A 24,534-nucleotide genomic window follows, 5' to 3' on the forward strand; every position below is an offset into this window, starting at 1 on the left:
GACGGCTGACAAGTCCGGCATCAGAGTAGGATCGTATCTTGCCGGAAGCCGGCGCCGCCCCTCATCGCCCTGCCGGGCACTTCTCCCCGTATAGTGACGGGGAGAAGGGGCTGCCCCAGCGTCGTCTTTCTTCCTGCAACGCTGGCGATTGGCGAAATCTGCGATGACAGCGCCCCTCTCCCCGTCCCTATACGGGGAGAGGATGCCGGTAGGCAGGTGAGGGGCGGCACCAGCATCGGCGATTGGCCCTCAGCCCCCCGCTTTCACCTTCTCGAACATCTTCGCCATATCGTCATTCTGTTTCATCGGTCCGGTGAAGATCGTGCTCTTCAGCATGACATCCGGGTCGGCCGGCAGCTGCAGCTTCTCCAGTTCCTCCTTCGACACGCCGGCGAAAGCAGTGCTCAGCGAACTGCCATAGCCGTAGGACTGGATCAGGAACTTGCCCGAATCGGCGTCGAGCCGGCTGTTGATGAAGTCATAGGCGAGATCGACATTCTTGGCGTCCTTCAGCATGACGAAGCCGCAGGCCCAGGTCAGCATGCCTTCTTTCGGCTTCATGAATTCGACCGGCACGCCCTGTTTCTTCAGCGAGGTGGCCGACGCGTTCCAGGTCATGGCGGCGACCAGCTGGCCGCTGGCCAGCGCCTGTTCGACCGAGGTCATGTCGGTGGTGTAGTTGGAGAGCAGCGGACGCTGTTCGCGCAGTTTTGCCGCGACCTTGTCCATCTGAGCAGGCGTCATGTCGAACGGATTGACGCCAGCCAGAAGCGCGGCAACGATCGGCGTATCGTGCACGGCGTCGATGGTCGCCATGCGGCCGGCATATTGCTTGTCCCACAGAAGGTTCCAGCTGGCCTCGGGGTTCTTCACCAGATCGGTGCGGTAGAGGATCGAGGTGTTGCCCCAGTCCCATGGCACCATCCACACCTTGCCGTCGCCCGCCTGCAGATCAGGCAGGTTCTTGAATACCGGGAAGATCGAATCCCAGTTTTTGATGCGCTTGGTGTCGATCGGCTGCAGCAGGCCTTCCTTGTTCCAGCGCGCCACCTTGTCGTAGCAGGGATGGGCAATGTCGGGACGGAAGCCGGCCTTGACCTTGGTGAAGGCGTCGTCGTCGTCACCGAAGATAGAGGCCTCGACGCCGTCCGGGTGGGCGGCAAGAAAACTCTTGTTGAAATCGGGCAATTCGTAGCCCGACCAGGTGAAATATTGCAGCTTTTCGGCGGCCAGCGCCACGGTTGACGACAGTGCGAGCGCCAGTGCGGCAAGGCCGGCCCGGGCCTTGTGCCCTGATATGGATTTCAGGTGGAATGCCATTTTCGTTCTCCTCTCATTGTTGTGGTCAGGCTGGATTGCGGCGCGCGGCTCCGAGCCCGCGATGGCGCAGGATCTCGGCGGTGCCGGCGATGATGAAGGATACGGCCAGAATCACCGTTCCGAGCGCCATGACGGTCGGCAGCGAGCGGGGGAAGCGTAGCTGGCTCCAGATATAGAGCGGCAGGGTCGGCTCGGTGCCGGCAAGGAAGAAGACGACGATGAATTCGTCGAAGGAGATCAGGAAGGCGAGCATGAAGGCCGACAGCACGGCAGGCAGGCTGAGCGGCAGCATCACCCGCCGGAACGTCGTCCAGTCGGTGGCGCCGAGGTCGAGCGCCGCCTCGCGAATGGTTTTCGGGATGGCGGCGAAACGGCTGCGCATGATCACCACCGTGGTCGGCAGGGCCACGAGGATATGGCCGAGGACGATGGCGACGCGTGATGGCCCGAGGCCGATGAGGTTGACCAGGATCAGCAGCGATATGCCGACGATGACGCCGGGGATGAGGATCGGCAGCCGGGCGATGGCGCTGATGGTGGTTGCCAATGGCGAGCGGCCGTAGAGGTCCATGTAGGAAACGGTGATGCCGCACAGCGTGGCGCCGGAAGCCGCGATGACGCCGATGACGAGGCTGTTCAACAGCGCGCCCGACAGCGCCGGGTTCCCATAAAGCGTCTCGTACCATTGCAGCGTAAACCCCTGCAGCGGGAACGCCGCCTGGATGGAATCGTTGAAGGAAAACAGCGGGATCAGCAGGACCGGCAGATAGAGGAAGACGAGATAGGCAAGGACGTAGAGGGCGAGCCAGCGGCCATCCCGTTTCGTACCTGCGCGTTCGGCTTTCATGTGCGGCTGCCAAATCTGCGGTCGGCGCCGCGTGCGACCAGCACCACGACCAGGATGACCAGCATGACGCAGACCGAAAGCGCCGCGCCGAACGGCCAGTCATTGGCCTTGCCGAACTGCGACTGGATCAGCGTGCCGATCATGGTGCTGGCCGGGCCGCCGACCATAGCGGGAGTGACATAGTCGCCGACCGTCGGTACGAAGACGACGAGCGCCGCGGCCAGCACGCCTGGCATTGAATTGGGCAGCACGACGCGGCGGAAAGCGGTGAATGGCCGCGCGCCGAGGTCGGAAGCGGCTTCGAGCAGCGATTTCGGGATGGTGTCCAGCGCCACATAGATCGGCAGGATGGCGAAAGGCGCATAAGCATGGGCGAGCGTGACGACCACCGCCGCCGGCGTATTCAGAAAGGCCAATGTCGGCTGGGACCAGATGCCGCTTTCGATCAGCGCCGAGTTCAGCACGCCATTATAGGCAAGCACGATCTTCCAGGCGAAGACGCGCAGCAGGTAGCTGGTCCAGAACGGCAGCGTCACCAGGAACAAGAGCAGGCCGCGCCGCCGCCCGGCGTGGAAAGCGAGATAGTATGCGACGGGATAGGCCGTGACGACTGTTGCCAGCGTCACCAGGCTGGCGATGACCAGCGAGCGCAGCGTCACCGTCCAGTAAAGCGGATCGGTGGCCACGGCGACGAAGTTTGCGATGGTCAACCCAACGCCGAGCAGCGAGCCGTCATTGCCGCGGAAGGCGAGAAACAGCACCAGGCCAAGCGCAAACAGGATCAGCAGGAAAGTGACTAACGCGCCCGGCAGCAGCATGGCGAGCCGGAAGCCCGATGAAGAGCGAGCCTCCTGCGCTTGTGTTGCAACGACGGTCGACATCGACCTGCTCACCGAGATTTGAAATTGTCCAAGAGTTTTTCATATTCATGAAATCTGTCAAGCGGAATCCCGATGACGGGATGGTTGTGCTCAACGTCTCACCGAGGCCATCGCGACAGAGGTTGAATGCACCGCAAGCAAATCCATCGAGGTTTCATGCTCTTGAAAAATCCCTCCACTTCTCTCCTGCACATGACAGACCGGTCGCCGCGAATCCGGGATTTCGCAACCAAAAACACAGCACCTTTGATCACCATCGATGGGATAGACCTTTGCAAGGATTCCGGTGAAAGTGCCGCGCCGACCCGGCACGGCCGTATCTTTCGATGATCAAAGGAGCGCACACATGACCAACCCGACACATCTGCCCGCTGAAGGCCTTTTTGTCGGCCGCGCCAAAAGCGCCTCGCACCCCCTGGTGGTCACCGTGCGCGACGGCACCGTCTTCGACATCACATCGAGCGCGGCGCCCACCGTGCGCGACGTCTGCGAACTGGCCGACCCGGCCGGCCACGTGCGCTCAGCCAGGGGCAAGCCGATCGGCTCGCTCGACGACATCGCGGCCAACAGTTTTGCGGCCAAACGCGATCCGGCAAAACCCTATCTCCTCTCCCCGGTCGACCTGCAGGCGGTCAAGGCATCGGGCGTGACGTTCGTCGTCAGCCTGCTCGAGCGGGTGATCGAGGAACAAGCGCGCGGTTCGGCTGACAAGGCGGACGCCATCCGCGCCGACATTGCCGGGCTGATCGGCCACGACCTGTCGAAGCTCAAGCCCGGTTCGCCCGAAGCGATGGAGATCAAGGCCAAGCTGATTTCGCGCGGCGCCTGGTCGCAATATCTGGAAGTGGGCATCGGCCCGGATGCCGAGATCTTCACCAAGTGCCAGCCGATGGCCTCGGTCGGCTTCGGCGCCGATGTCGGCCTCCACCCGGTGTCGACCTGGAACAATCCGGAGCCGGAGATCGCCATGATCGCCGGCTCGAGCGGCAGCATCGTCGGCGCCACCATCGGCAACGACGTCAATCTGCGCGACGTCGAGGGGCGTTCGGCGCTGCTGCTCGGCAAGGCCAAGGACAACAACGCCTCGGCCTCGCTTGGCCCCTTCATCCGGTTGTTCGACGACGTGTTCTCTATCGCCGACGTGAAGCAGGCCGTCGTGCGCCTCAAGGTGGAGGGCGAGGACGGGTTTTCGCTGGAGGGGGCAAGCTCGATGGCCGAGATCAGCCGCTCGCCGGAGGAGCTTGTTGCCGCGGCGATGGGGCCGCACCACCAGTATCCCGACGGGTTGGCGCTCTATCTCGGCACGATGTTCGTGCCGTCGAAGGATCGCGGCGAAAAGGGCAAGGGTTTTACGCACAAGGTCGGCGACATCGTTACCATCTCGTCGGAAAAATTCGGCGCGCTGGTTAACCGCGTGCGGCTGTCGCCCGATTGTCCGCACTGGACCTATGGCGCCAGCCATTTGATGCGCGACCTGGCCAAGGCCGGCCTGCTCTAGGCGGCTCTTGGGGTTCTCGCCCCAAGTGACCGCCCAGACATGATCGGGACAGTCCGCCCGGTTGAGCTCTCGGCGACAATCATCCGACTGCCCGGGAAAAATCATCCCGACTGATGCGATCTGATGGGGTCGCTGATGGCGCCGCGTCAGGCGCCAACTACATCTGCAGATGGAGGCTTGCCATTCGCCGAAAAAGGGAATGCTCTTAGGCATCCGAGCGGCGCTGGCAAAAAGACGCAATCCGGCTGAAGCCGGAACAAAGGACGGATCATCTTCAACCGGGAGGAAATCAAATGCTGACGAGACTAAGACTTGTGCTCTACGGCCTGCTGATCGCGCTGACGGTCATTCCGGCAGCCGCGCAGGCCAAGACGTTCTACTGGATTTCACATGGCGGGCCGGCCGACCCGGTCTGGACCTACTTCCTCGCAGGCGCCAAGCAATGGGCCAAGGACACCGGCAACACCGTCAACACCTCGTTCCACAATGGCGACGTCGCCTCGCAGCAGGAGGCGGTCCGCGCCGCCCTCTCGGCCAAGGCCGACGGCATCGTCACCACCAGCCCCGATCCGGGCAGCCTGGTCGAGATCGTCAAGGAAGCGCGCGCGGCCAACGTCCCGATCATCAACTTCAACACGCCCGATCCCAAGGCCAATTTCAACGCCTATGTCGGCGGCGACAACGTCACTTTCGGCAAGCACTGGGCGCAGTATCTGGTCGACAAGGGCCTGGTGAAGAAGGGCGACTTCGTCTGGATGCCGGTCGAGATCCCCGGCGCCACCTACGGCGTGCAGGAAGAGGAAGGCATCAAGAGCGTCTTCGGCCCACTCGGCATCACCTATGAAGTGACCGAAGCGACGCTCGACCAGGCCGAGGTGATCAACCGCATGGTCGACTACCTCACCGCCCACAAGGGCAAGGTCAACGCCATCATCGGCCTGGGCGACCTCGTAACTGGTTCGATCAAGCGCGTGTTCGACCAGGTCGGCGTCAAGCCGGGCGAAATCCCGGTCGTCGGCTGGGGCAACTCGCTCGACACCACCCAGGAAGTGCTGAACGGCTATGTCAATGCCGGCCAGTGGCAGGATCCGCAGGCGACCAGCTATGTGGCGCTGTCGCTCGCCAACATGGCGGCCAGCGGCATTCCTCCGGGCTTCAACGTCATCACCGGCGCGCTCTATGAGAAGGACACCGCGGCGGTCTACGACAAGATCCTGTCCGGCAAATAATCCGCGATCCCCTGGCGCCGCGCGTTTTCGCACGGCGCCAGATATCTTCCTGTGCCGTGGCTCATCCACCCGATGCGGTGGAGCCCGCGGCCCGTCCCAACCATGTCGCGGGTTCCCAGTGGAAAATCATTCGCTCATCCAACGCCTGATCGCGCGGCCGGAATTCGGACCCTTCATTCTGCTCATCGTGGAGATTGCCGTTTTCTGGGGTTTCAACCACGACTTCCTGTCGCCGCAGAACATTTCCAATACGCTGGCCTTCACGGTCGAGCTCGGCCTGATCGCGCTGGCGATGACGCTGCTGATGACGTCGGGTGAATTCGACCTTTCCGTCGGGTCCCTGTTCGGCTTCTCGCCGGTGCTGATGTGGACGCTGTTCAATGCCGGCGTCACCTCGCTGGAAATGGGCTTCCTTGTCGCGCTGGTGGTTGCCGCCTTGATCGGCCTGGTCAATGGCTGGTTCGTCACGCAGCTCAAGATCCCGTCCTTCCTGGTGACGCTCGGCATGCTGCTCGTGGTGCGCGGCAGCGCGCTTTTCATCACCGACGGGTTTCCGCAGCGCACCTGGAGTGCCGAAGGCAGCTGGCTGGCGGAGGCTCTGGTCGGCGACTTCTTCATCGGGCCGTTCCGCATCTACATGTCGCTGTTCTGGTTCATCGCCGCGGCGATCGCGCTCGGCTATGTCCTGACGCAAAGCCGGACCGGCAACTGGATCCAGGCGGCGGGCGGCAATCCCAACGCGGCGCGTGCCCGCGGCGTCAATGTCAATCGTGTCAAGGTCGGCCTGTTCGTCCTGTCGTCGGTCATGGCCTCGCTTGCCGGCGTCATCTCCTCGCTGCGCACATCCGCCGCCAACCCCAACAGCGGTACCGGCTACGAGCTCGAGGTAATCGCCATGGTGGTGATCGGCGGCACCGCACTCACCGGCGGGCGCGGCACCATCATCGGCACCGTGCTCGGTATCCTGATCCTGCGCGTGATGCGCAACGGCATCGTGCTGGTCGGCGTGCCCGGCCTTGCCTACAACATCTTCATCGGCGCGATCATCCTTGGCATGATGGCGTTGCACTCATGGCTGGAACGCCGGCACCAGGCGGGGACTTGAATCATGGCCGAGCCATTGATCCGCATGCACAACATCCGCAAGTCCTACGGCCGCGTCCAGGCGCTGGTGGACGCCAATTTCCATGTCAACGAGCGTGAGATCGTCGGCCTGCTCGGCGACAATGGCGCGGGCAAATCGACGCTGATCAAGGTTCTCTCCGGCGCGGTGCCGCTGACCAGCGGCGATATCTTCATCCGCGGCAAGAAGGTCACCTTGCGCGATACCAGCGACGCCATCGCCCACGGCATCGAGACCATCTACCAGGACTCCGCCCTGGTCACGCAACTGTCGATCGCGCGCAACCTGTTCCTGGGTCGAGAACCGATCAAACCGCCGCGCTTCCTCAACCGCATGGACCAGGACGCCATGAACACGGTGGCCCGCGATCTGCTCAAACAGGTCGGCATCTCCAAGAACATCCCGCCGACGACGCCGATCGGTTCGCTCTCTGGCGGCGAGCGGCAGGCGGTGGCGATCGCGCGCGCCATGCATTTCGACAGCGACCTGATCATCCTCGACGAACCGACCAACAATCTCGGCGTGGCCGAGACTCAAGGCGTGCTCAGCTTCGTGCGCAACGCCCGCGATTCCGGCCACTCCTGCGTCTTCATCGCGCACAATATCCACCATGTCTTCCAGGTGGTCGACCGCATCGTCGTCATGCGCAGGGGCAAGGTTGTCGCCGACGACATCGATCCGAAGACGACAACCGTGACTGAAGTCGAGCGCATCATCACCGGCATGTCGGACAAGGACATCCGCGACGCCCTCGCCGACGGCAAGCCGGCGCACTGAGGACGTACGGATCGACGTGTAGGGCTGCGGCATGAAGGCTACCGTCTCCGACATCGCCAGGAACTGCGGGCTGTCGACCGCCACGGTCGACAGGGTGCTCAACAATCGGCCCGGAGCGAGTGCCGCCAACCGGCAACGCGTCATGGAGGCCGCCAAGCAGCTCGGCTATCTGCCGGTCGCCGACCAGGTGACGCTTCCCTCGAAGCCGGCAAACCTCGAATTCTTCCTGCCGATCGGCTCGAACGACTTCATGCACGACCTGGCAAAGCACATCGAGGACTACGCATCGCGCCTGCCATTGGTGGCGTCCTGCCGGATTCACAATCTCGCCGGTATCTCGCCCAATGCCTTGCAGAACGCGGTCGAAAAGCTGTCGCTGCGCGCCAACGGCGTCGGTGTCATCGCGGTCGATCATCCCAGGACACGCAACATCCTGCGCGACATGGTGGAGGCCGGCATCCGCCTGGTGACGCTGGTGTCCGATATTCCGGCCGCACCTCGCTCGGCCTATGTCGGCATCGACAACCGCGTGGCGGGACGGACCGCGGCACTTTTGATGGGACGCTTCCTCGGCGGCCGCGAGGGGCAGCTGGCGATGGTCGTCGGCTCGCGTTCCTATCGCGGCCACGAAGAGCGCGAGATGGGCTTCCGCTCCGTGCTTGGCGAAGAGTTTCCCAACCTCACCGTCAGCAGCGCCGTCGAGATCAATGACGAGCCCGATGCCAGCTATGCGGCAACCATGAAAGCGTTGCGCAACGAGCCGGAACTGCTCGGCATCTATTGCGTCGGCGCCGGGCGCTCCGGCATTGCCAAGGCGATCCGGGAAACCAGGCCCAACCGCAAGCCGGTGTTCATCTGCCACGACCTGACAAGGGAGACACGCGGCTACCTCGTCGACGACATCGCCGACGTCGTCATCGACCAGAACGCCAGGCTGATCGCGGAGCAGTCGGTCATCCAACTGCTCGGCTCGATCGCATCATCGGCGCCCTATCTCACCCGCAAATTCATCGAGCCGCGACTGATCTTCCGGGAAAACGTGCCCGTGCAGTGATATCCCGCATCTCCTGGTGAACCTGACCGCCCCGGCAAATCTGCACAGCAGCTATGCACAATTCATTGTTGCCGAATCATTGGGCAACTCGTAGGTTCTGGTTGTCGGCCATCTACTCCTCCCAGATGCGATGCCGACGCTGAATGGGGTGCACCTCCTCCCGCGCCACATTCGAAATCGAGCCCGCTGCCACCTCCTCCCGGCAGCGGGCTTTTTTCGTTCGGTCAATGGGAGATACGGTGCGGTCTGGTGAGATACCGTGCAGCCTGCAGGGCAGCCAAGCATCGTCGGTCACGCGACCGCAAATCACCAGCCACGGCAATACTTAACCGGCGGCAGTGCCCCGGAAGGAAACGATCAGTCCTTCAGCCATCCGCACGAACTGCGTGCTCGGCCCCTCGGCACCGACGGTCTGCACGCTGACCCGCGCGCCTTCAAACAGCAACGACAGCGTATCGGCGAGAAGCTCGGCCTGGCCGATGCCGGCATCCCGGCAGAGCCCGACCAGGCGTTCGCGCTGGGCTTCCTTGAGTTCCTTGATGACGCGCCTTGCCGGATGATCGGGTTCGGTCAGCTCGGCGGCGGCGTTGGCCATGTCGCAGCCACGGCCGTCGGTGTTGAGCATGGCGGCGGCCTTGCGAACCCAGGCATGAAGTTGAGCGAGTTTGTCGCCCGGATGCTCGGCCTCGAACGTTTCCCACATCGCGCCGGCTTTCAGTGCGTTGGCGCGCAGGCATTCGACGATCAGTTCGTCCTTGGATTCGAAGTGACGATAGAGCGTCATCTTGTTCGTGCCGGCAGCCTCGGTGATGGCGTCGACGCCGACGCCCTTGATGCCGTGCTTGTGGAACATGTCACGCGCCGTCTCCAGAATCCGATCCCGGGGACGAGAGCGCTCCACGACGCCATCTGTCATCATGATCTCCTTTCGTTTCCAAAAAACCCTCGGCCACCTCTTGACTAGGGTGTTACCGGTCTGTAACTTCCAGAATGTTACTTACTGGTAACACCTATAGCGTCCGTCGTCAATAACAAGGTCGTGAACTGGTCCTACCAGATCAGATGGACAAAAAGATTGCCAATCATGCGGCCTCGGCCGGTGAAGAGATGAAAAAACGGTTCGCGAGCATGGGCTGCGAATCGACAGACAAGGAGCCGGCCAATGCCACAGCGCCGCGATCTTACCATAGATGAGGCCGTCCGGGATCCGATGATCCGGCTGGTCATGAAAGCAGATGGGGTCGACCCCCGCGCGTTCGAGAACATGTTGCGCTCGCTTGCCGATGGGCAGCGTCGCGAGGTGCCGTTGCTGCGTTCACGGGAAGGGTCCCGGGACGGGCGCGGCCAGTTATCCAGGGTCGCCAGCGCCTTCGGGCGGGCAAGAGCGGCCGGAGAGGCGTGCGTGTCGTGGTAAACTTTTTCATCCATCGTCCGATCTTCGCCTCGGCGATCGCCATCATCATGGTGCTCGCCGGCACGATTTGTTATTTCCTGCTGCCCGTCTCGCAGTTCCCCGACATCACACCGCCACAAGTCGTGGTCAGCGCCCACTATCCGGGCGCCAGCGCGCAAGTGGTGGCAGACACGGTGACGACGCCGCTGGAGCAGCAGATCAACGGCGTGCAAGGCATGACCTACATGTCCTCGACGAGCTCCAATGACGGCTCGTCGACCATCACCATCACCTTCGATGTCGGCTATTCCCTGAGCACGGCCGCCGTCGACGTCCAGAACCGCGTCTCGCAGGCGGCCTCGTCGCTGCCGGCGATCGTCAACCAGGGCGGCGTGACGATCAAGAAGCAGAACCCGAACTTCGTGCTCATCGTCAACCTGACCTCGCCCGACCATTCGGTCGATCCGGTGGCGCTCTCCAACCTTGCCTATCTGCAGGTGGTGGACCCGCTGAAGCGGCTGCCTGGTGTCGGCGACGTGCAGATTTTCGGCGAACGGCGCTATTCGATGCGCGTCTGGCTCGATCCGGACAAGCTCGCCAATCTCGGCATCACCGCCGTCGATGTGCAAAATGCCATCGCCGAACAGAACGTCCAGGTGGCGGCCGGCAAGATCGGCCAGTCGCCGGCGCCCGCCGGCACCGCATTCGAGATGCAGGTCAACGCCGTCGGCCGGTTGAGCGACCCGAAGGAATTCGGCGACATCGTCGTGCGTGCCAACACTGATACCGGTTCGCTGGTGCGGCTGCGCGACGTCGCCCGTATCGAGCTTGGCGCGCTGCAATATTCGTCCTCGGCCTTTTTCGGCAAGGACCCGACCGTGGTGCTCGCCGTCTATCAGATGCCCGGCTCCAACGCGCTCGATCTGCAGCAGCGCGTCAAGGACAAGATGCAGGAACTTTCGGCCCGTTTTCCCAAGGGCGTCGACTATGCGATGCACTACGATACGACGCGCTTCGTCTCGGCCTCGATGCATGACGTGCTGATCACGCTCGGCGAAGCCCTGGTGCTCGTCGTCGCCGTGGTGTTCATCTTCCTGCAGAGCTGGCGAACGACCATCATTCCGACCATTGCCATTCCGGTGTCGCTGGTGGCGACGCTTGTCATCATGGAGATGATGGGTTTCTCGCTCAACATGCTCTCGCTGCTCGGCATGGTGCTGGCGATCGGCCTTGTTGTCGACGATGCCATCGTCGTGGTCGAGAATGTCGAACGACAGCTCGAGGCCGGACTGAAACCACTGGCGGCGACAAAGGCCGCCATGGCCGAGGTCACCGGCCCGATCATTGCGACCACCGCCGTGCTGATGGCGGTGTTCGTGCCGGTTGCCTTCATTCCCGGTGTTTCCGGCAAGCTATACAACCAGTTCGCGCTGACGGTGGCGATCTCTGTCGGCATCTCCGCCTTCAACTCGCTGACGCTTAGCCCGGCGCTCAGTGCAGCCTTCCTGCGCCATCGCGGCGAAACGCAATTCTTCCTGTTCCGCTGGTTCAATACGGGCTTCGACAGACTGTCGCATGCGTATGCCCATGGCGTGCGCATCCTTATCCGGCTGCGCTGGATCATGCTTGGCCTGTTCGCGGCCGGCCTGGTCGCCACCTACTTCGTCTGGCAAAAGCTGCCCTCGACCTTCCTTCCGGTTGAGGACCAGGGTTATTTCTTCGTCGTCATCCAGCTGCCCGACGGCGCTTCGCTGGAGCGTACCGATGCGGTGGCCCAGAAGGCGCGCGACATCCTGCAGGCGACGCCAGGCGTCGACATCGTCGGCTCGATCAGCGGCCTGAACTTCCTCACCAGCGCGGCGCAGTCGAACTCGGCGGTCGAGTTCGCCATCCTCAAGCCGTGGGAGGAGCGTGGCCCCGACCAGAGCGCCTCGAAGCTCGTCGGCGACGTGCGTGGCAAGCTGATGCAGATTCCTGAAGCTTTCGCGCTCTCCTTCGATCCGCCCTCCATCCCCGGCATCGGCACCACGGGCGGCTTCGAATTCGTCGTCGAGGACCTCACCGGCCGCGGCAGCACGGCCCTCAACGACGCCACGCAAGCGGTGATCGCCGAGGCCCGCAAGCAGCCTGAAATCAATCCGCAGCAGCTGTTTTCGCCGTTCTCGACCTCGACGCCACAGTTCAACTACGATCTCGACCGCGCAAAGGCGAAGCTGCTCGGTCTCAACCTGCCCGACGTCTTCAACACGCTGCAGATCTATCTCGGCTCGCTCTACGTGAACGACTTCAACCTGTTTGGCCGCACCTTCCGGGTGACCATCCAGGCCGACAAAGATTCACGTGCCGGTGCAGCCGACATTTCACGGCTCTATGTGCGCAATGCTTCCGGCGGCATGGTGCCGCTCAGCACGCTGGGAAAGCTGGTGCCGTTCGTCGGCCCGGAAACCGTGCCGCATTACAACAACAACGCCTCGGCCACCATCAATGGCGGCGCCGCTCCCGGCTTCTCGTCGGGCCAGGCGGTCGCCGCCATGGAACGGGCCGCGGCAACCGCGCTGCCCAGGGATTTCGGTTTCGAATGGACCGGAATCACTTTCCAGGAGCTCAAGGCGGGGTCGATCGCGTCGGTGGTCTTTGCCCTCGCCATCGTCTTCGTCTTCCTGATCCTGGCGGCGCAGTACGAGAGCTGGGCAATGCCGTTCATGGTGCTGCTGGCGGTGCCGCTCGCCCTGTTCGGCGCGTTCGCCGCACTTTGGGTGCGCGGCATGCAGATCGACGTCTATTCGCAGATCGGCTTCGTCATGCTGATCGGCCTTGCGGCCAAGAATGCGATCCTGATCGTCGAGTTCGCAAGACGGCGGCGCGAGGAAGGCCTCAGCATCGTCGAGGCTTCAATGGAGGCCGCCCGGCTGAGACTGCGGCCGATCCTGATGACCGCGTTTGCCTTCATCCTGGGCGTGGTGCCGCTGATGATCGCCACCGGTGCGGGTGCCGCCAGCCGCCAGTCCATCGGCACCACCGTGTTCGGCGGCATGGTCGCCGCGACCATCCTGTCGCTGGTGTTCGTGCCGGTCTTCTACGCGGTCATCGAACAGCTGCGCGAACGGCGCGGCGGCGACGAGCCCGCTTCTCAACACACTGAACCAACGGCCAAACCCGCCTTCCCCCCCTTGGCGGAAGCGGCCGAATAATATTGGAGAATCATTATGCGTAAATGGAAAATCGCGTTGGGAACGGCTGTCGCGCTGGGTGCGATCTCGGTGGCGAGTGTCCACCTGCTGGACATGGGCAATCTCAGCCTGAATGCCGGCACGGCCGGAGCCGCGCCGGCTCCAGCAGCGTTCGTCATGCCGGTGCCGGTAGCGAACGTGGTCAAGAAGACGATCCCGATCTATCTTGACTATGCCGCGCGGACCGAGCCGATCCGCAGCATCACGCTGCAGGCACGCGTCCCCGGCTATTTGCAGGAACAGACGGCGCAAGACGGCGCCGACGTGCGGCAGGGCGACCTACTCTACAGGATCTCGCCCGATGACTTCCAGGCCTCGCTCGACCAGGCGAAGGCACAGGTTGAGCGTGACACGGCGACCCTCGATTATGCACGTTCCAATCTCGGCCGCGGTACCGAGCTGGCCAAGAGCGGCTACCTGGACAAGGACAGCTTCGACCAGCGCACCAGCACCTTGCGCGAGGCGCAGGCGTCGCTGGCGCTGAACCAGGCGGCTGTGCACACGGCCGAGCTCAATTTGAGCTACGCTGAAATCCACGCACCGTTCGCTGGACGTCTGGGCCGCAACCAGGCTTCCGTGGGAACGCTGGTCAGCGTTGCCGGCACCGTTCTCAACACGCTGGTGCAGCTCGATCCGATCTACGTCACCTTCAATCCGAGCGAGACGGATCTGGCGCAGATCGAGGAAGCGCGTGCCACCGGCCCGATCGAGGTCGAGGTCCTGCTTCCCGGTGAGACGGAGGCCCACCAGAAGGGCGAGCTCACCTTTATCGACAACACGATCGATCACTCGACCGGCACGATCACCGCACGCGCCACCATCGGCAACGCCAAGTTCACGCTCTTGCCTGGCCAGTATGTTCGCGTGCGGCTGCACGTCAAGCAACAGCCCGATGCGCTGATGGTGCCGCAGGTCGCATTGGGATCAAGCCAGCTCGGCAAGTATCTCTATGTCGTCGGCAAGGGCAATACGGTCGACCAGCGGCTGGTTTCGCTGGGGCCGACCAGCGGCGACATGGTCGCCATCCTCAGCGGCGTCGCTGAAGGCGACCAGGTGATCACAGGCAATCTGCAGAAGATCGGCCCCGGAATGCCGATTTCGCCCCTGCCACAGAAACCGGCTACCTGAATCCCCCGCAGGCCCGGTTTCCGCGCGGCGCCCCCGACCTTTTCTCCGGTCGCGGGCGCCGTTTTCACGAGCAGACCGACCAGAGCGGCGACGTCGGCGCTGGGAAGTGGAAAACCCCGGTTGTTGCCTCTTGTCAGATTGTCGACAATCTGATTGTCTCTGCTTCTGTTCTCGCGGGAGTGGGCCGGATGGTGACGACGGAATTCAGTCCGATTGCCGACACGACACGCCGTGCCGAGATCGTGGCACTGCTCAGACGCGCGATCCTGACCGGTCAGCTCGAGCCGGGCCAGAAGCTCAACGAGCTCAGGATTTCCGAACAGATGCGGGTCAGCCGCGCGCCGTTGCGCGAAGCGATGCGCGAGCTGGTCCAGGAAGGCATCCTGACCAGCATTCCCTATGCCGGCACCTTCGTCATCAATGTCACCGCCAAGGACATCCACGACGCCTATTCGCTCAACAAGGTGCTCGACGAATTCGCCATCGAGCGGACGTGGGAACTGCGCGACCAGCGCTTTTTCGATGAGCTCGACGGGCGCCACGAGGCGGTGAAGCAGGCGACGCGGGACCGCGACACCACAAGGCAGATCGAGACCGCGCTGCAACTGCATGGCCTGATCCATGAATGGGCCAACAATTCAGTGCTCTTGGAAACCTGGCAAAGGCTGACCAGCCGTTTGCAGATGTACTTCGCCCTGCACCAGCAGGCGCGCAAGGAAGCCGTGCCCGCCGAAGACGTTCATGAAACCTATGTGGCGCTGCTCAAGGGCGACGACATGCGTGCCGCCCAGCGCCACGCACGAGAGCATATCGACCACGATTTCGAAGAGCTTCTTGCCTATGCGCGCGGCCTCGAAAAGCGTTCGTCGAAAGGCGCCTAACCCTCCCCCTCATCGCGGATAATGGATACCCCACGTGCAGATCGAAACCATCAAAGCCTATCACGTCGTGCAGCCTTTCGTGGACGGCCCCTATCGTATGTCCAAGGGGCGTATGGCCGACTGCTTCGACGCTGTGATCGTCTCCATCACCTCCGACAGCGGCATCACCGGCTGGGGTGAGATGGCGCCGCTCGGCAATTTCTACTCGGCCGCCTTCCCGGCCGGCACCCGGGCCGGCGTGCCGGAGATCGCACCGCATCTTATCGGCCGGGACCCGCGCGGGCTGGCCAGCATCGGCCGACTGATGGACACGGTATTCAAGGACCATCCCTATATCAAATCGGCGCTCGACATGGCCTGCTGGGATCTGGCGGCGCGTGCCGCCGGCGTGCCGCTGGTGACGCTGCTCGGCGGCAGGGAAAGCGACACGGCCGAACTCTACAAAGTCGTCACCCATGGCACGGTCGATCAAATGGCCGCACTTGCCAAGCGCATCGTCGAGGACGGTTTCCGCCGGCTTCAGGTCAAGGTCGGCGGCAATGTCCATGACGACGTCGAGCGCGTCACGGCGGTCGCCGCCTCGGTGCCGAAAGGCACTGTCATTTTCTGCGACGCCAATGCCGGGTGGACGCCATACCAGGCGCGGCAGTTCGCCGATGCGACGCGGGCGATCGACTATACGTTCGAGCAGCCCTGCACGACGATCGACGAAAACATGTCGGTGCGGCGCATGCTCGACAAGCCGATGGTGCTCGACGAATCCGTCACCTCGCTGGAGGCTATGCTGGAAATCCATCACCTCGGCGCGGCGGACGGGCTGACATTGAAGATCTCGCGGCTCGGCGGCGTCACCAAAACCCGGCTGATCCGTGACGTCGCCGTCGATCTCGGCTTCATGATCACGGTCGAGGACACCGGCGGCGCCGAGATCGACACATCCGCCATGGCGCATCTGTCGCTTTCGACCCCGGAGGAGCGCCGGCTGCACGCGATCGCCTTCCATGAATGGGTGACGGTGCGCACCGCGTCGAACGCACCGCTGGTCACCGGCAGCCGCATGGGTATTCCCGCCGGTCCAGGCCTTGGCATCGACGTCGTTCCCGACCTGCTCGGCAAACCCTTCTTCGAAGTTGGACGCTGAGATGAAGATCCGCGGCATCAAGGCCACGCCGATCAATCTTCGCCTCGAAGCGCCCTATGCCTGGGTGTTCGGCGAACTCGACGGTTTTTCCCCTGTTATCGTCGAAGTCGAGACCGAGGAAGGCCTTGTCGGGCTGGGCGAAGCGCCAACGCCGGCAGCGGCCGCCATCATCAATGATGTTCTTGCCCAGCGGCTGGTCGGCCGCGATGCCTTCGACATTGCCGGCGCCGAACATGTCTGCCTGCCGTTTTGGACCGGCGTGCAGTCGATCAACGACCGCACCCGCATCATGGCCTTCGGCGCCATCGAGATGGCGCTTTGGGACCTGCGCGGCAAGGCCTGGAACCAGCCGCTCTATCAGTTGCTCGGCGGGGCCGTGCGCAAGGACATCCCGTTCACCGACTATTTCTCGCTGCGCGGCGATGGGGATGGTGTCAAGGGCGAGACGACGCCGGAAGAAGTCGCCGACTATTGCGTGGAACTGCACGAGACACATGGCACGACCTTCTTCGAAGGTAAGTTCTCGACCGACGACCCAAAAATCTCGCTGAGAATGGTCGAATTGATCCGCGAACAACTCGGCGACGATGCGATGATACGCATCGATTCCAACCAGGCCTATTCGCTCAGCACGGCGCGGCGGCTGGCGCGGCCGCTGGAAGAGCTCGGCGTGCGCAACTGGGAGGATCCGGTGGCCACGATCGAGGAGATGCGGCAGTTGCGAAAGCATTGCTCGATCCCTTTCTCGACCCACAATATCGACATCGCGCGCGCCATGGACCTCAAGGTGCCGGATGCATTCGTCGGCAATCCCACCGCCCATGGCGGCATCGGCCGGATGCTGCGCTTTGTCGGCGCCTGCGAGCACGCGGGCATCGATTTCTGGTGCTACAGCGGCGACAGCGGCATCGGCAGCGCGGCCTACCTGCATCTGTGCGCGGCCCTGGGCTGGATCCGGGAGCCGAACCAGTCGCTGTTTCGTATGCAACCCATGGACATCACCGAGGAGGGGCCGTTTTACCCCAGGAACAATACGGTGCGTGTCCCGGAAGGTCCCGGTCTTGGTGTCACCTTGTCGCGGAAAAATCTCGCCGCCTGCCATCGCGACTTTGCCGAGAACGGCCCTTGCAACAAATATCATGACCCGGCCAAGCCCGGGACATATCGCCGTTTGCCGCTGAACTAGGAGAACGACACGGGAAGGAAACATAATTCAAGAACAAGAGTCCGCCGCGGCGATCGATGGCGACGGCAGGACCGGACGGGTGGAAGCATTGCTCAAGAAAATCTGACCCCCGCGCCGCAGGGATCGGATGGACCAGGGAAAACCGCATGCTACAGTCCCGGTCGACTGACATCGTTGATGGCCGGGGACAGGAGAATTCCACGGACTACGTCAACTGAGAGACGCGTTCATCAAACCATAAGAAACAGGGGAAGGGTTAAACCCATGATCAAGAACTACCGCATTCTCGACCTGATCCGGCGCAATCGCTCGCCGCTTGAAAATCACCTGATCGACGGTCTCGTCGACGGCCGTGTCAGCCGCCGCGATTTTATCCGCCATGGCAGCCTGCTTGGCCTGTCGCTGCCGCTGCTTGGAGGCATCACCACGGCTGCCGGCCTTGGCGGAATGCCGTCTCTGGCCCGCGCCCAGGGCGCGCCCGGCGCCACCATCCGTGTCGCCAGCAGCGTGCCGGCGGCAGCCATCGATCCCGTCACGATCGCCGACGCCGGCGGCCTGCTGATCATGCAGCAGGTTGCGGAATTCCTCTGCGTCGACGGCCCCGACCTGGTGCTGCAGCCTGCATTGGCCGAGAGCTGGAAGCCGAACGACAACGGCTCGGTTTGGACCTTCAAATTGCGCAAGGGCGTGAAATTCCACAGCGGCGGCGAGATGAAGGCCGAGGACGTGGTGGCGAGCATCGACCGCCTAGCCGATCCGGCAAACTCGTCCAACGCGCTGTCGGTGTTCACCGGTATCCTGTCGAAAGGAGCCAGCAAGAAGGTCGACGACTACACGGTGGAATTCCACCTCGACGCGCCGAACGGCAATTTTCCCTACATGGTCTCGTCGGACAATTACAACGCCGTCATCATCCCGGCGGACTACAAGGGCGACTACGAGAAGAGCTTCGACGGCACCGGGCCGTTCAAGGTGGAGAAATACACAGCGAAGGTCGGCGCTTCCTTCGTCCGCAACGAGAACTACTGGGGAGCGAAGGCGCTGCCTGACCGTACCGAGTTCACCTTCTTTACCGACGTGCAGCCGATGATCCTGGCGCTGCAGGGTGGGCAGGTCGACGTCATCAACCAGATGCCGGTGCTGGCCGGCGTGGCCCTGCTCAACGATCCGGGCTTCGAAATCATCAGCCTGAAGTCGTCGGCTCACCAGCAACTGCATCTGCGCTGCGACGACGGTCCGCTGAAGGATGCACGTGTGCGCCGCGCCATCGCGCTCTGCCTCGATCGCGACAAGCTCGCCGCCGGTCTGATGAAGGGACGCTCGTCGCTGGGCAATGACAGCCCATTCGCCGCGGTCTACCCCTCGACCGATACGAGCATACCGCAGCGCAAGCAGGACATCGCGCAGGCCAAGCAGCTCATGGAAGCAGCCGGTGCCGGCAAGGGCTTCAAGATCACGCTGACCACCGAGCGCTATCTCGAAATCCCCGAATATGCCCAGCTCATCCAGAACTGGGTCAAGGAGATCGGCATCGAGCTCGAACTCAACATCCTCGACCAGAGCGCCTATTATGGCGACGCGGTGTTCGGCAAATCGAACTGGCTGGATTCGGTGATGGGCATCACCGACTACGGCCATCGCGGCGTGCCGAATGTCTATCTTGCCGCTCCCCTGAAGAGCGACGGCACCTGGAATGCCGCGCACTTCAAGAACAAGGATTACGATGCGTTGGCGACCAGCTATATCGCGGCGCTCGACCTCGAGGCACAGAAGGCCGACGCCGGGAAGATCCAGAAGCTTCTGCTCGAGGAAACGCCTGTCATCTTCGGCTATTTCTACGACTACCTGACGGCGACGGCGAAAGGCGTGGCCGGCGTGCAACCGACAGCCATGTCGCAGCTGTTCCTCGAAAAGGCATCGAAGGCGTAAGCGAAAAGGGAAAGCCAGTCCTCTAACAGCCAGCTCCCGCAGGGGGCTGGCTTTGCAAGGAGTCTTAGCCATTCTCTCCTTCTTTGCGCGGCGTGTGTCCCTGTCGCTGGTGACGCTGTTCCTGCTCAGCATCATGGTGTTCCTGGGTGGCCAGGTCCTGCCTGGCAATGTCGGGCGCGCGATCCTCGGCCCGTTCGCCGACCAACGCGCGGTCGACGCGCTCAATCACACGCTCGGCGTCGATCGCCCGCTGCTCATCCAGTACTGGAGCTGGATCTCGAACTTCGTCCAGGGCGACATGGGCACCTCCTACATATTCCGCTCGCCGGTAGCGCCCTTCGTCATCGGCGCGCTTGGCAATTCGATGAAACTAGCGGCGGTCGCCTTCGTGCTGGTGGTGCCGATCGGCATCCTCGGCGGCGTCATTGCCGCACTCAACCTCAACCGCCCGCTTGATCGTATCATCAGCCTCGGCGGCCTGTCGGTGACGGTGCTGCCGGAATTCGTCACCGGCATCATCCTGATCCTGATCTTCGGCGTGTGGCTGCGCTGGCTGCCGATCTCTGCCGCATGGCCCAGGGATGCCGGCGTCTTCACCCAACTCTATTACCTGATCCTGCCATCGCTGCCACTATTCCTGGTGCTGTTCGGCTATATCGCGCGCATGGCGCGTTCCGGCATGATCGAGGCGCTCGATTCCGACTATACGCGAACGGCGGTGCTCAAGGGCCTGCCGTGGCGCACGGTGATCTGGCGCCACGTGCTGCGCAATGCGCTGCTGCCGACCATCACGGTGATTGCCACCCAGACCGGCTATCTCATCGGAGGCCTGGTCGTGATCGAGACGCTGTTCCGCTACCAGGGCATCGGCTCGCTGATCTTCACCGCCGCGCGCGGCAAGGATTTTCCGATGCTGGAATCCGGCATCCTCACCATCGGCATCGTCTATGCGGTGGCCACGTTGATCGCCGACTTCCTCTACTCCGTGCTCAATCCGCGCATCCGCCTGGGGTCAGACCAATGAGCGCCGTCCAGACCCCCTCCCCCGCACAGGACGACATGCGGCGCCGCGGCCCGCTGGCCGAAGTCTTCTTCTCCCTGCTGCGCTCGCGAACGTTCCTGGTCGGCATCGCCATCGTGCTGTTCTGGGTTGCCTGCGCGCTGTTTGGCGAACATTTTGTCCCCTACGATCCGCTCGCCGACGACATCATCAACGCCCTGGCGCCGCCTTCGCGCGAACACTGGTTCGGCACCGACCAGATCGGCCGCGACGTGTTCTCGCGCGTCATCGTCGGCTCGCGCGATATCCTGACGGTCGCGCCGCTGGCGACCTTGCTGGCGACGGTCGCCGGCACCGCGCTCGGCCTGCTCACCGGCTACTTCCGCGGCATCGTCGACGACGTCGTCAGCCGCATCCTTGAAGCCTTCATGGCGGTCCCCGTGGTGATCGTGGCGCTGCTTGCGATCGTCGCGCTGGGCACGTCCAAGACCACCGTCATCATCGTCATCGGCCTGAGCTTCGCGCCGATCATCGCGCGCACCGTGCGTTCGGCGGTGCTGGCCGAGCGCGAGCTCGACTATGTCGCCGCCGCACAGCTCAGGCATGAGAGCGCTCTGCATACGATGTTCATCGAGATCCTGCCCAACGTCATCCCGCCGATCCTGGTCGAGACCACGGTGCGGTTGGGCTACGCCATCTTCGCGGTCGCTACCCTCTCCTTCATGGGCTTTGGCATTCAGCCGCCGTCACCCGACTGGGGGCTCTCCATCTCCAGCAATTACGGCATGATCGGCGGCGGCTTCTGGTGGACGGTGCTGTTCGACGCGCTCGCCATCGCCTCGCTGGTGATCGGCGTCAACCTGGCCGCCGACGGCGTGCATGGGGCCTTCAATGACTGAACCCGCCAATGCATCGATTGGGAAAGCAAAGGACGCGCTCGCAATCAAGAATCTGTCGGTCGCCTACCGGGTCGCCGGCCGCAATCGCGCGGTGCTGCGCGATCTCAGCCTCACCATCGGCCAGGGCGAGGCCTATGGACTGGTCGGCGAATCCGGCTGCGGCAAGTCGACGGTAGCCCTCACCGTGGTGCGCTATCTCCCGCGCAACGGCTCGATATCGGGTGGCGCCATCTCACTCGACGGCCAGGACGTGATGAAGCTCGACGCGGAGGCGCTTCGGCGCGCGCGTGCCGAAAGCGTCTCCATGGTTTATCAGGATCCGGGAAAGGCGCTAAACCCGTCGATCCGCATCGGCCGGCAATTGACCGANATTTTCGAGCTTGGCGGCATCACGGGCCAAGCGGCCACCGATCGCGCCATCGCCATGCTGAACCGCGTGCGCATCTCCGATCCGCCAAGCGTCATGCAGCGCTATCCGCACCAGCTGTCGGGCGGCATGCAGCAGCGCGTGGCGATCGCCATGGCGCTGGCCAACGATCCCTCGATGCTGATCCTCGACGAGCCGACCACCGGGCTCGATGCGACGGTCGAGGCCGAGGTGCTCGACCTCATCGCGCAGCTCAGGCAAGAGCTCTCGGCCTCGATCCTGTTCATCAGCCACAACCTCGCGGTCGTCTCCAACATGTGCGACCGGGTCGGCGTGCTCTATGCCGGCATGCTGGTGGAGGAAGGACCGACAGACGTCGTCTTCAACGATCCGCGCCACCCTTACACGGTGGCGTTGCTGCGTTGCCTGCCGCGCGGCGGCCAGCGCAAGGACCAGGGCCGGCTCGACACCATCCCCGGCTTCCTGCCCGGCATCGGCGCCGACATCAAGGGCTGCGCCTTCGCCGACCGCTGCGCGCTGGCCACCGACCGCTGCCGCACCGAATTGCCGCCGCTCTATGATCTGACCGACGAGCGCGGGAGGCGGCTGTCGCGCTGCCACTACCACGACCAGGCGCAGGCCCTGCCACGCGCCACGCCCGCCAACGTGGTGCCCGCACCGAAACCCACAACGGCGCCGGTGCTGCGCGTCGCCGGGCTGAACAAGACCTACGCCAGCCACGGCCATGCACTGCGCGCCGTCAAGGACGTTTCGCTCGATCTCAGGCCCGGTGAGACGCTCGGGCTCGTCGGCGAATCCGGCTCGGGCAAGACCACCTTCGCCAGGCTGCTGCTCGGGCTGGTGCCTCCCGATGAGGGCGGCACCATCGAGCTCGAGGGCAAGGCGCTGGCGCCGAAGCTGGAGAACCGCGGCGACGACCAGGTCAAGGCGATGCAGATCGTGTTCCAGAACCCGGACTCCGCCCTCAACCGCTCGCATTCGATCCGCCATCTGATCGGCCGTGCGCTGAAGCGGCTGGCAGGCTTGAGGGGTGCCGCACTGGAGGCACGCCTCAACGATCTCGTCCGCTCGGTGCGGCTCACCGACCGGCATCTGGCGGTCAAGCCGCGCCAGCTTTCGGGCGGGCTGAAGCAGCGAGTCGCCATTGCGCGTGCCTTCGCCGGCGATCCGCGCATCGTCGTCTGCGACGAGCCGACCTCGGCGCTCGACGTTTCCGTCCAGGCGGCGATCCTCAACCTGCTCGCCGACCTGCAGGCAAAGGAGGACGTCAGCTACATCTTTATTTCGCATGACCTTGGCGTGGTGCGTTATCTATCCGACAAGATCGCCGTGCTCTATCTCGGCCGCATCCTGGAGATCGGGCCATCGGAAGACGTTTTTTCCGGACCGCATCACCCCTACACCGAGGCGCTGCTATCGGCCGTACCCAAGCTCGATCAGGCCGAGACAGCGCGCATCCGGCTCGATGGCGAAATCCCCAGCGCCAGCAACCCGCCATCGGGCTGCGTCTTCCACACGCGCTGCCCACGCAAGATCGGGCCGATCTGCGAACAACAGGAGCCGCCGCTCGCCGAGGCCCAGCCGGGGCATTCGATCCGTTGCCACATTCCCTATGCCGAGTTGAGGCGGCTGCAGAAACCGGCGGCGGTCGCGGCCCTGCCGGCGTAGCGGCCCGTATCCATTAGGCCTGGCCGCTCATGCTGAAGGAGCGGTCGCCCTCGGCAAAGCCCTGCTCACCGGTCCAGTCCCTTGCCAGCGTCCGCAATCCGGTCAACGCGACGTCGAGCACATCCGACGATGCGGGATTGCTGGGATAGGCGAGATAGATCGGCCGCTGAAACACAGGCGCATCCTCTATGCGTTTCATCTCACCGTTCTCGATGTAGCCGCTGACGGCACTGAGCGGCAGATAGGCCGCGGCTTTTTGCGACAGCACGTGCTGCAGGCCGATGAATACCAGCCCGGCCGAGATTGCCGGCTGCACCATCCCGGCGAAGGCGCGATCGTGCTCGATGCGGAATTCGAGCCCCCAATCCATCAGGATATAGTTCTGCGTCCACGGTCCTGCCTGCGCGGAATGCTGGACAAGCACGACCTGATCGACGGCCAGCGTCTCGTAGACGATGCCGGGATGCGGCCGCGGCAGATAGAGAATGCAGATGTCGAGCAGCCCTTGGGCCAACTGGTCGATCGCCAGGTCGGGAAAGCTTCCTTCGAGCCGCAGCGCCACGTTCGGCCGCTGGGCTCGCATCCACGCGATCCATGGCGAGGTGACGCGATCCCAGAGATAGGCGGGCGCGGTGAAGCGCAACAGCGACTCGTAGCCGTCGGGAACGGCGATGTCCTGCCGCGATTGCTCCCAAGTGCGGGTGATCGAGGAGGCGTGCGGGAGGAACTGCCGGCCAGCCGGCGTCAGCGTGACGCCGTCGCGGTCACGGACAAAGAGCCGGCGCCCCAACTGCTCCTCCAACCCCCTTATCCGGGCGCTGACGGTTGACTGCGCGAGATTGAGCCGGCTGGCCGCGACGGTGAAACTGCCATGCTCGGCGACCTCCAGGAAGCTGCGCAGGTTTTCGGTATCCATGCCATCTCTCCAGCATCGAAAATTTCGATGGACCCCATCAAAAAAT

At 63.4% G+C, this 24,534-nt stretch carries 19 protein-coding genes; 14 read left to right on the plus strand and 5 right to left on the minus strand.

Annotated features, from left to right (window positions below):
- Window positions 1-249 precede the first annotated feature (249 nt).
- The 3 genes from X742_RS161630 to X742_RS161620 are packed head-to-tail and all read right to left on the minus strand — an operon-like array spanning window position 250 to window position 3,048.
- Complete coding sequence (locus X742_RS161630) at window positions 250-1,320, minus strand: ABC transporter substrate-binding protein (RefSeq protein ID WP_023771026.1); 1,071 nt, start codon at window positions 1,318-1,320, stop codon at window positions 250-252.
- A gap of 25 nt (window positions 1,321-1,345) precedes the next feature.
- Window positions 1,346-2,167, minus strand: a complete 822-nt coding sequence (locus X742_RS161625) for an ABC transporter permease (RefSeq protein WP_023771027.1) — start codon at window positions 2,165-2,167, stop codon at window positions 1,346-1,348.
- Window positions 2,164-3,048, minus strand: coding sequence for an ABC transporter permease (locus tag X742_RS161620; protein ID WP_023771028.1), 885 nt, complete (start codon window positions 3,046-3,048; stop codon window positions 2,164-2,166). The genes X742_RS161625 and X742_RS161620 overlap by 4 nt, the downstream gene beginning before the upstream one ends.
- Before the next feature lie 346 nt (window positions 3,049-3,394).
- Between X742_RS161620 and X742_RS161615 the strand changes: the two genes are divergently transcribed.
- From X742_RS161615 to X742_RS161595, 5 genes are all read left to right on the plus strand, one after another.
- A complete protein-coding gene (locus X742_RS161615; RefSeq protein WP_023771029.1) occupies window positions 3,395-4,546 on the plus strand; it encodes a fumarylacetoacetate hydrolase family protein in 1,152 nt (383 codons plus the stop codon).
- 293 nt (window positions 4,547-4,839) lie between these two features.
- Window positions 4,840-5,775, plus strand: coding sequence for a substrate-binding domain-containing protein (locus tag X742_RS161610; protein WP_015318875.1), 936 nt, complete (start codon window positions 4,840-4,842; stop codon window positions 5,773-5,775).
- Between the two features lie 118 nt (window positions 5,776-5,893).
- Window positions 5,894-6,880 carry an ABC transporter permease gene (locus X742_RS161605; protein WP_023771030.1) on the plus strand — a complete coding sequence of 329 codons (987 nt, stop codon included), beginning with the start codon at window positions 5,894-5,896 and terminating at the stop codon, window positions 6,878-6,880.
- Between the two features lie 3 nt (window positions 6,881-6,883).
- On the plus strand, window positions 6,884-7,675 hold the full coding sequence (locus X742_RS161600; protein ID WP_023771031.1) for an ATP-binding cassette domain-containing protein: 792 nt from the start codon (window positions 6,884-6,886) through the stop codon (window positions 7,673-7,675).
- A 31-nt stretch (window positions 7,676-7,706) separates the two neighbouring features.
- Window positions 7,707-8,729: a LacI family DNA-binding transcriptional regulator gene (locus tag X742_RS161595; RefSeq protein ID WP_023771032.1), complete on the plus strand. Its 1,023-nt coding sequence runs from the start codon at window positions 7,707-7,709 to the stop codon at window positions 8,727-8,729.
- Between the two features lie 325 nt (window positions 8,730-9,054).
- Here the strand turns inward: X742_RS161595 and X742_RS161590 are convergent, their stop codons facing one another.
- On the minus strand, window positions 9,055-9,645 hold the full coding sequence (locus X742_RS161590; RefSeq protein WP_015318879.1) for a TetR/AcrR family transcriptional regulator: 591 nt from the start codon (window positions 9,643-9,645) through the stop codon (window positions 9,055-9,057).
- Window positions 9,646-10,136: 491 nt separating this feature from the next.
- Between X742_RS161590 and X742_RS161580 the strand changes: the two genes are divergently transcribed.
- From X742_RS161580 to X742_RS161540, 9 genes are all read left to right on the plus strand, one after another.
- Window positions 10,137-13,313 (plus strand): multidrug efflux RND transporter permease subunit, encoded by a 3,177-nt coding sequence (locus X742_RS161580; protein ID WP_023771033.1) that lies wholly within the window; start codon window positions 10,137-10,139, stop codon window positions 13,311-13,313.
- 15 nt (window positions 13,314-13,328) lie between these two features.
- Window positions 13,329-14,480 carry an efflux RND transporter periplasmic adaptor subunit gene (locus X742_RS161575; RefSeq protein WP_023771034.1) on the plus strand — a complete coding sequence of 384 codons (1,152 nt, stop codon included), beginning with the start codon at window positions 13,329-13,331 and terminating at the stop codon, window positions 14,478-14,480.
- Between the two features lie 188 nt (window positions 14,481-14,668).
- Window positions 14,669-15,361, plus strand: a complete 693-nt coding sequence (locus X742_RS161570; RefSeq protein ID WP_023771035.1) for a GntR family transcriptional regulator — start codon at window positions 14,669-14,671, stop codon at window positions 15,359-15,361.
- A gap of 34 nt (window positions 15,362-15,395) precedes the next feature.
- On the plus strand, window positions 15,396-16,502 hold the full coding sequence (locus X742_RS161565) for a mandelate racemase/muconate lactonizing enzyme family protein (RefSeq protein ID WP_023771036.1): 1,107 nt from the start codon (window positions 15,396-15,398) through the stop codon (window positions 16,500-16,502).
- A 1-nt stretch (window position 16,503) separates the two neighbouring features.
- Window positions 16,504-17,688, plus strand: coding sequence for a mandelate racemase/muconate lactonizing enzyme family protein (locus tag X742_RS161560; protein ID WP_023771037.1), 1,185 nt, complete (start codon window positions 16,504-16,506; stop codon window positions 17,686-17,688).
- Window positions 17,689-17,952: 264 nt separating this feature from the next.
- Window positions 17,953-19,617: an ABC transporter substrate-binding protein gene (locus X742_RS161555; protein ID WP_023771038.1), complete on the plus strand. Its 1,665-nt coding sequence runs from the start codon at window positions 17,953-17,955 to the stop codon at window positions 19,615-19,617.
- Between the two features lie 70 nt (window positions 19,618-19,687).
- Window positions 19,688-20,641 (plus strand): ABC transporter permease, encoded by a 954-nt coding sequence (locus X742_RS161550; RefSeq protein WP_023771039.1) that lies wholly within the window; start codon window positions 19,688-19,690, stop codon window positions 20,639-20,641.
- On the plus strand, window positions 20,638-21,516 hold the full coding sequence (locus X742_RS161545) for an ABC transporter permease (RefSeq protein WP_023771040.1): 879 nt from the start codon (window positions 20,638-20,640) through the stop codon (window positions 21,514-21,516). Before X742_RS161550 ends, X742_RS161545 begins: the two co-directional genes overlap by 4 nt.
- Window positions 21,509-23,572, plus strand: coding sequence for an ABC transporter ATP-binding protein (locus X742_RS161540; protein ID WP_023771041.1), 2,064 nt, complete (start codon window positions 21,509-21,511; stop codon window positions 23,570-23,572). The genes X742_RS161545 and X742_RS161540 overlap by 8 nt, the downstream gene beginning before the upstream one ends.
- A gap of 13 nt (window positions 23,573-23,585) precedes the next feature.
- On the opposite strand, the gene X742_RS161535 is transcribed toward X742_RS161540, so the two are convergent.
- On the minus strand, window positions 23,586-24,488 hold the full coding sequence (locus tag X742_RS161535; RefSeq protein WP_023771042.1) for a LysR family transcriptional regulator: 903 nt from the start codon (window positions 24,486-24,488) through the stop codon (window positions 23,586-23,588).
- Window positions 24,489-24,534: the final 46 nt, after the last annotated feature.

The sequence above is a fragment of the Mesorhizobium sp. LNHC229A00 genome, from assembly GCF_000502415.1.
Lineage (GTDB): Bacteria > Pseudomonadota > Alphaproteobacteria > Rhizobiales > Rhizobiaceae > Mesorhizobium.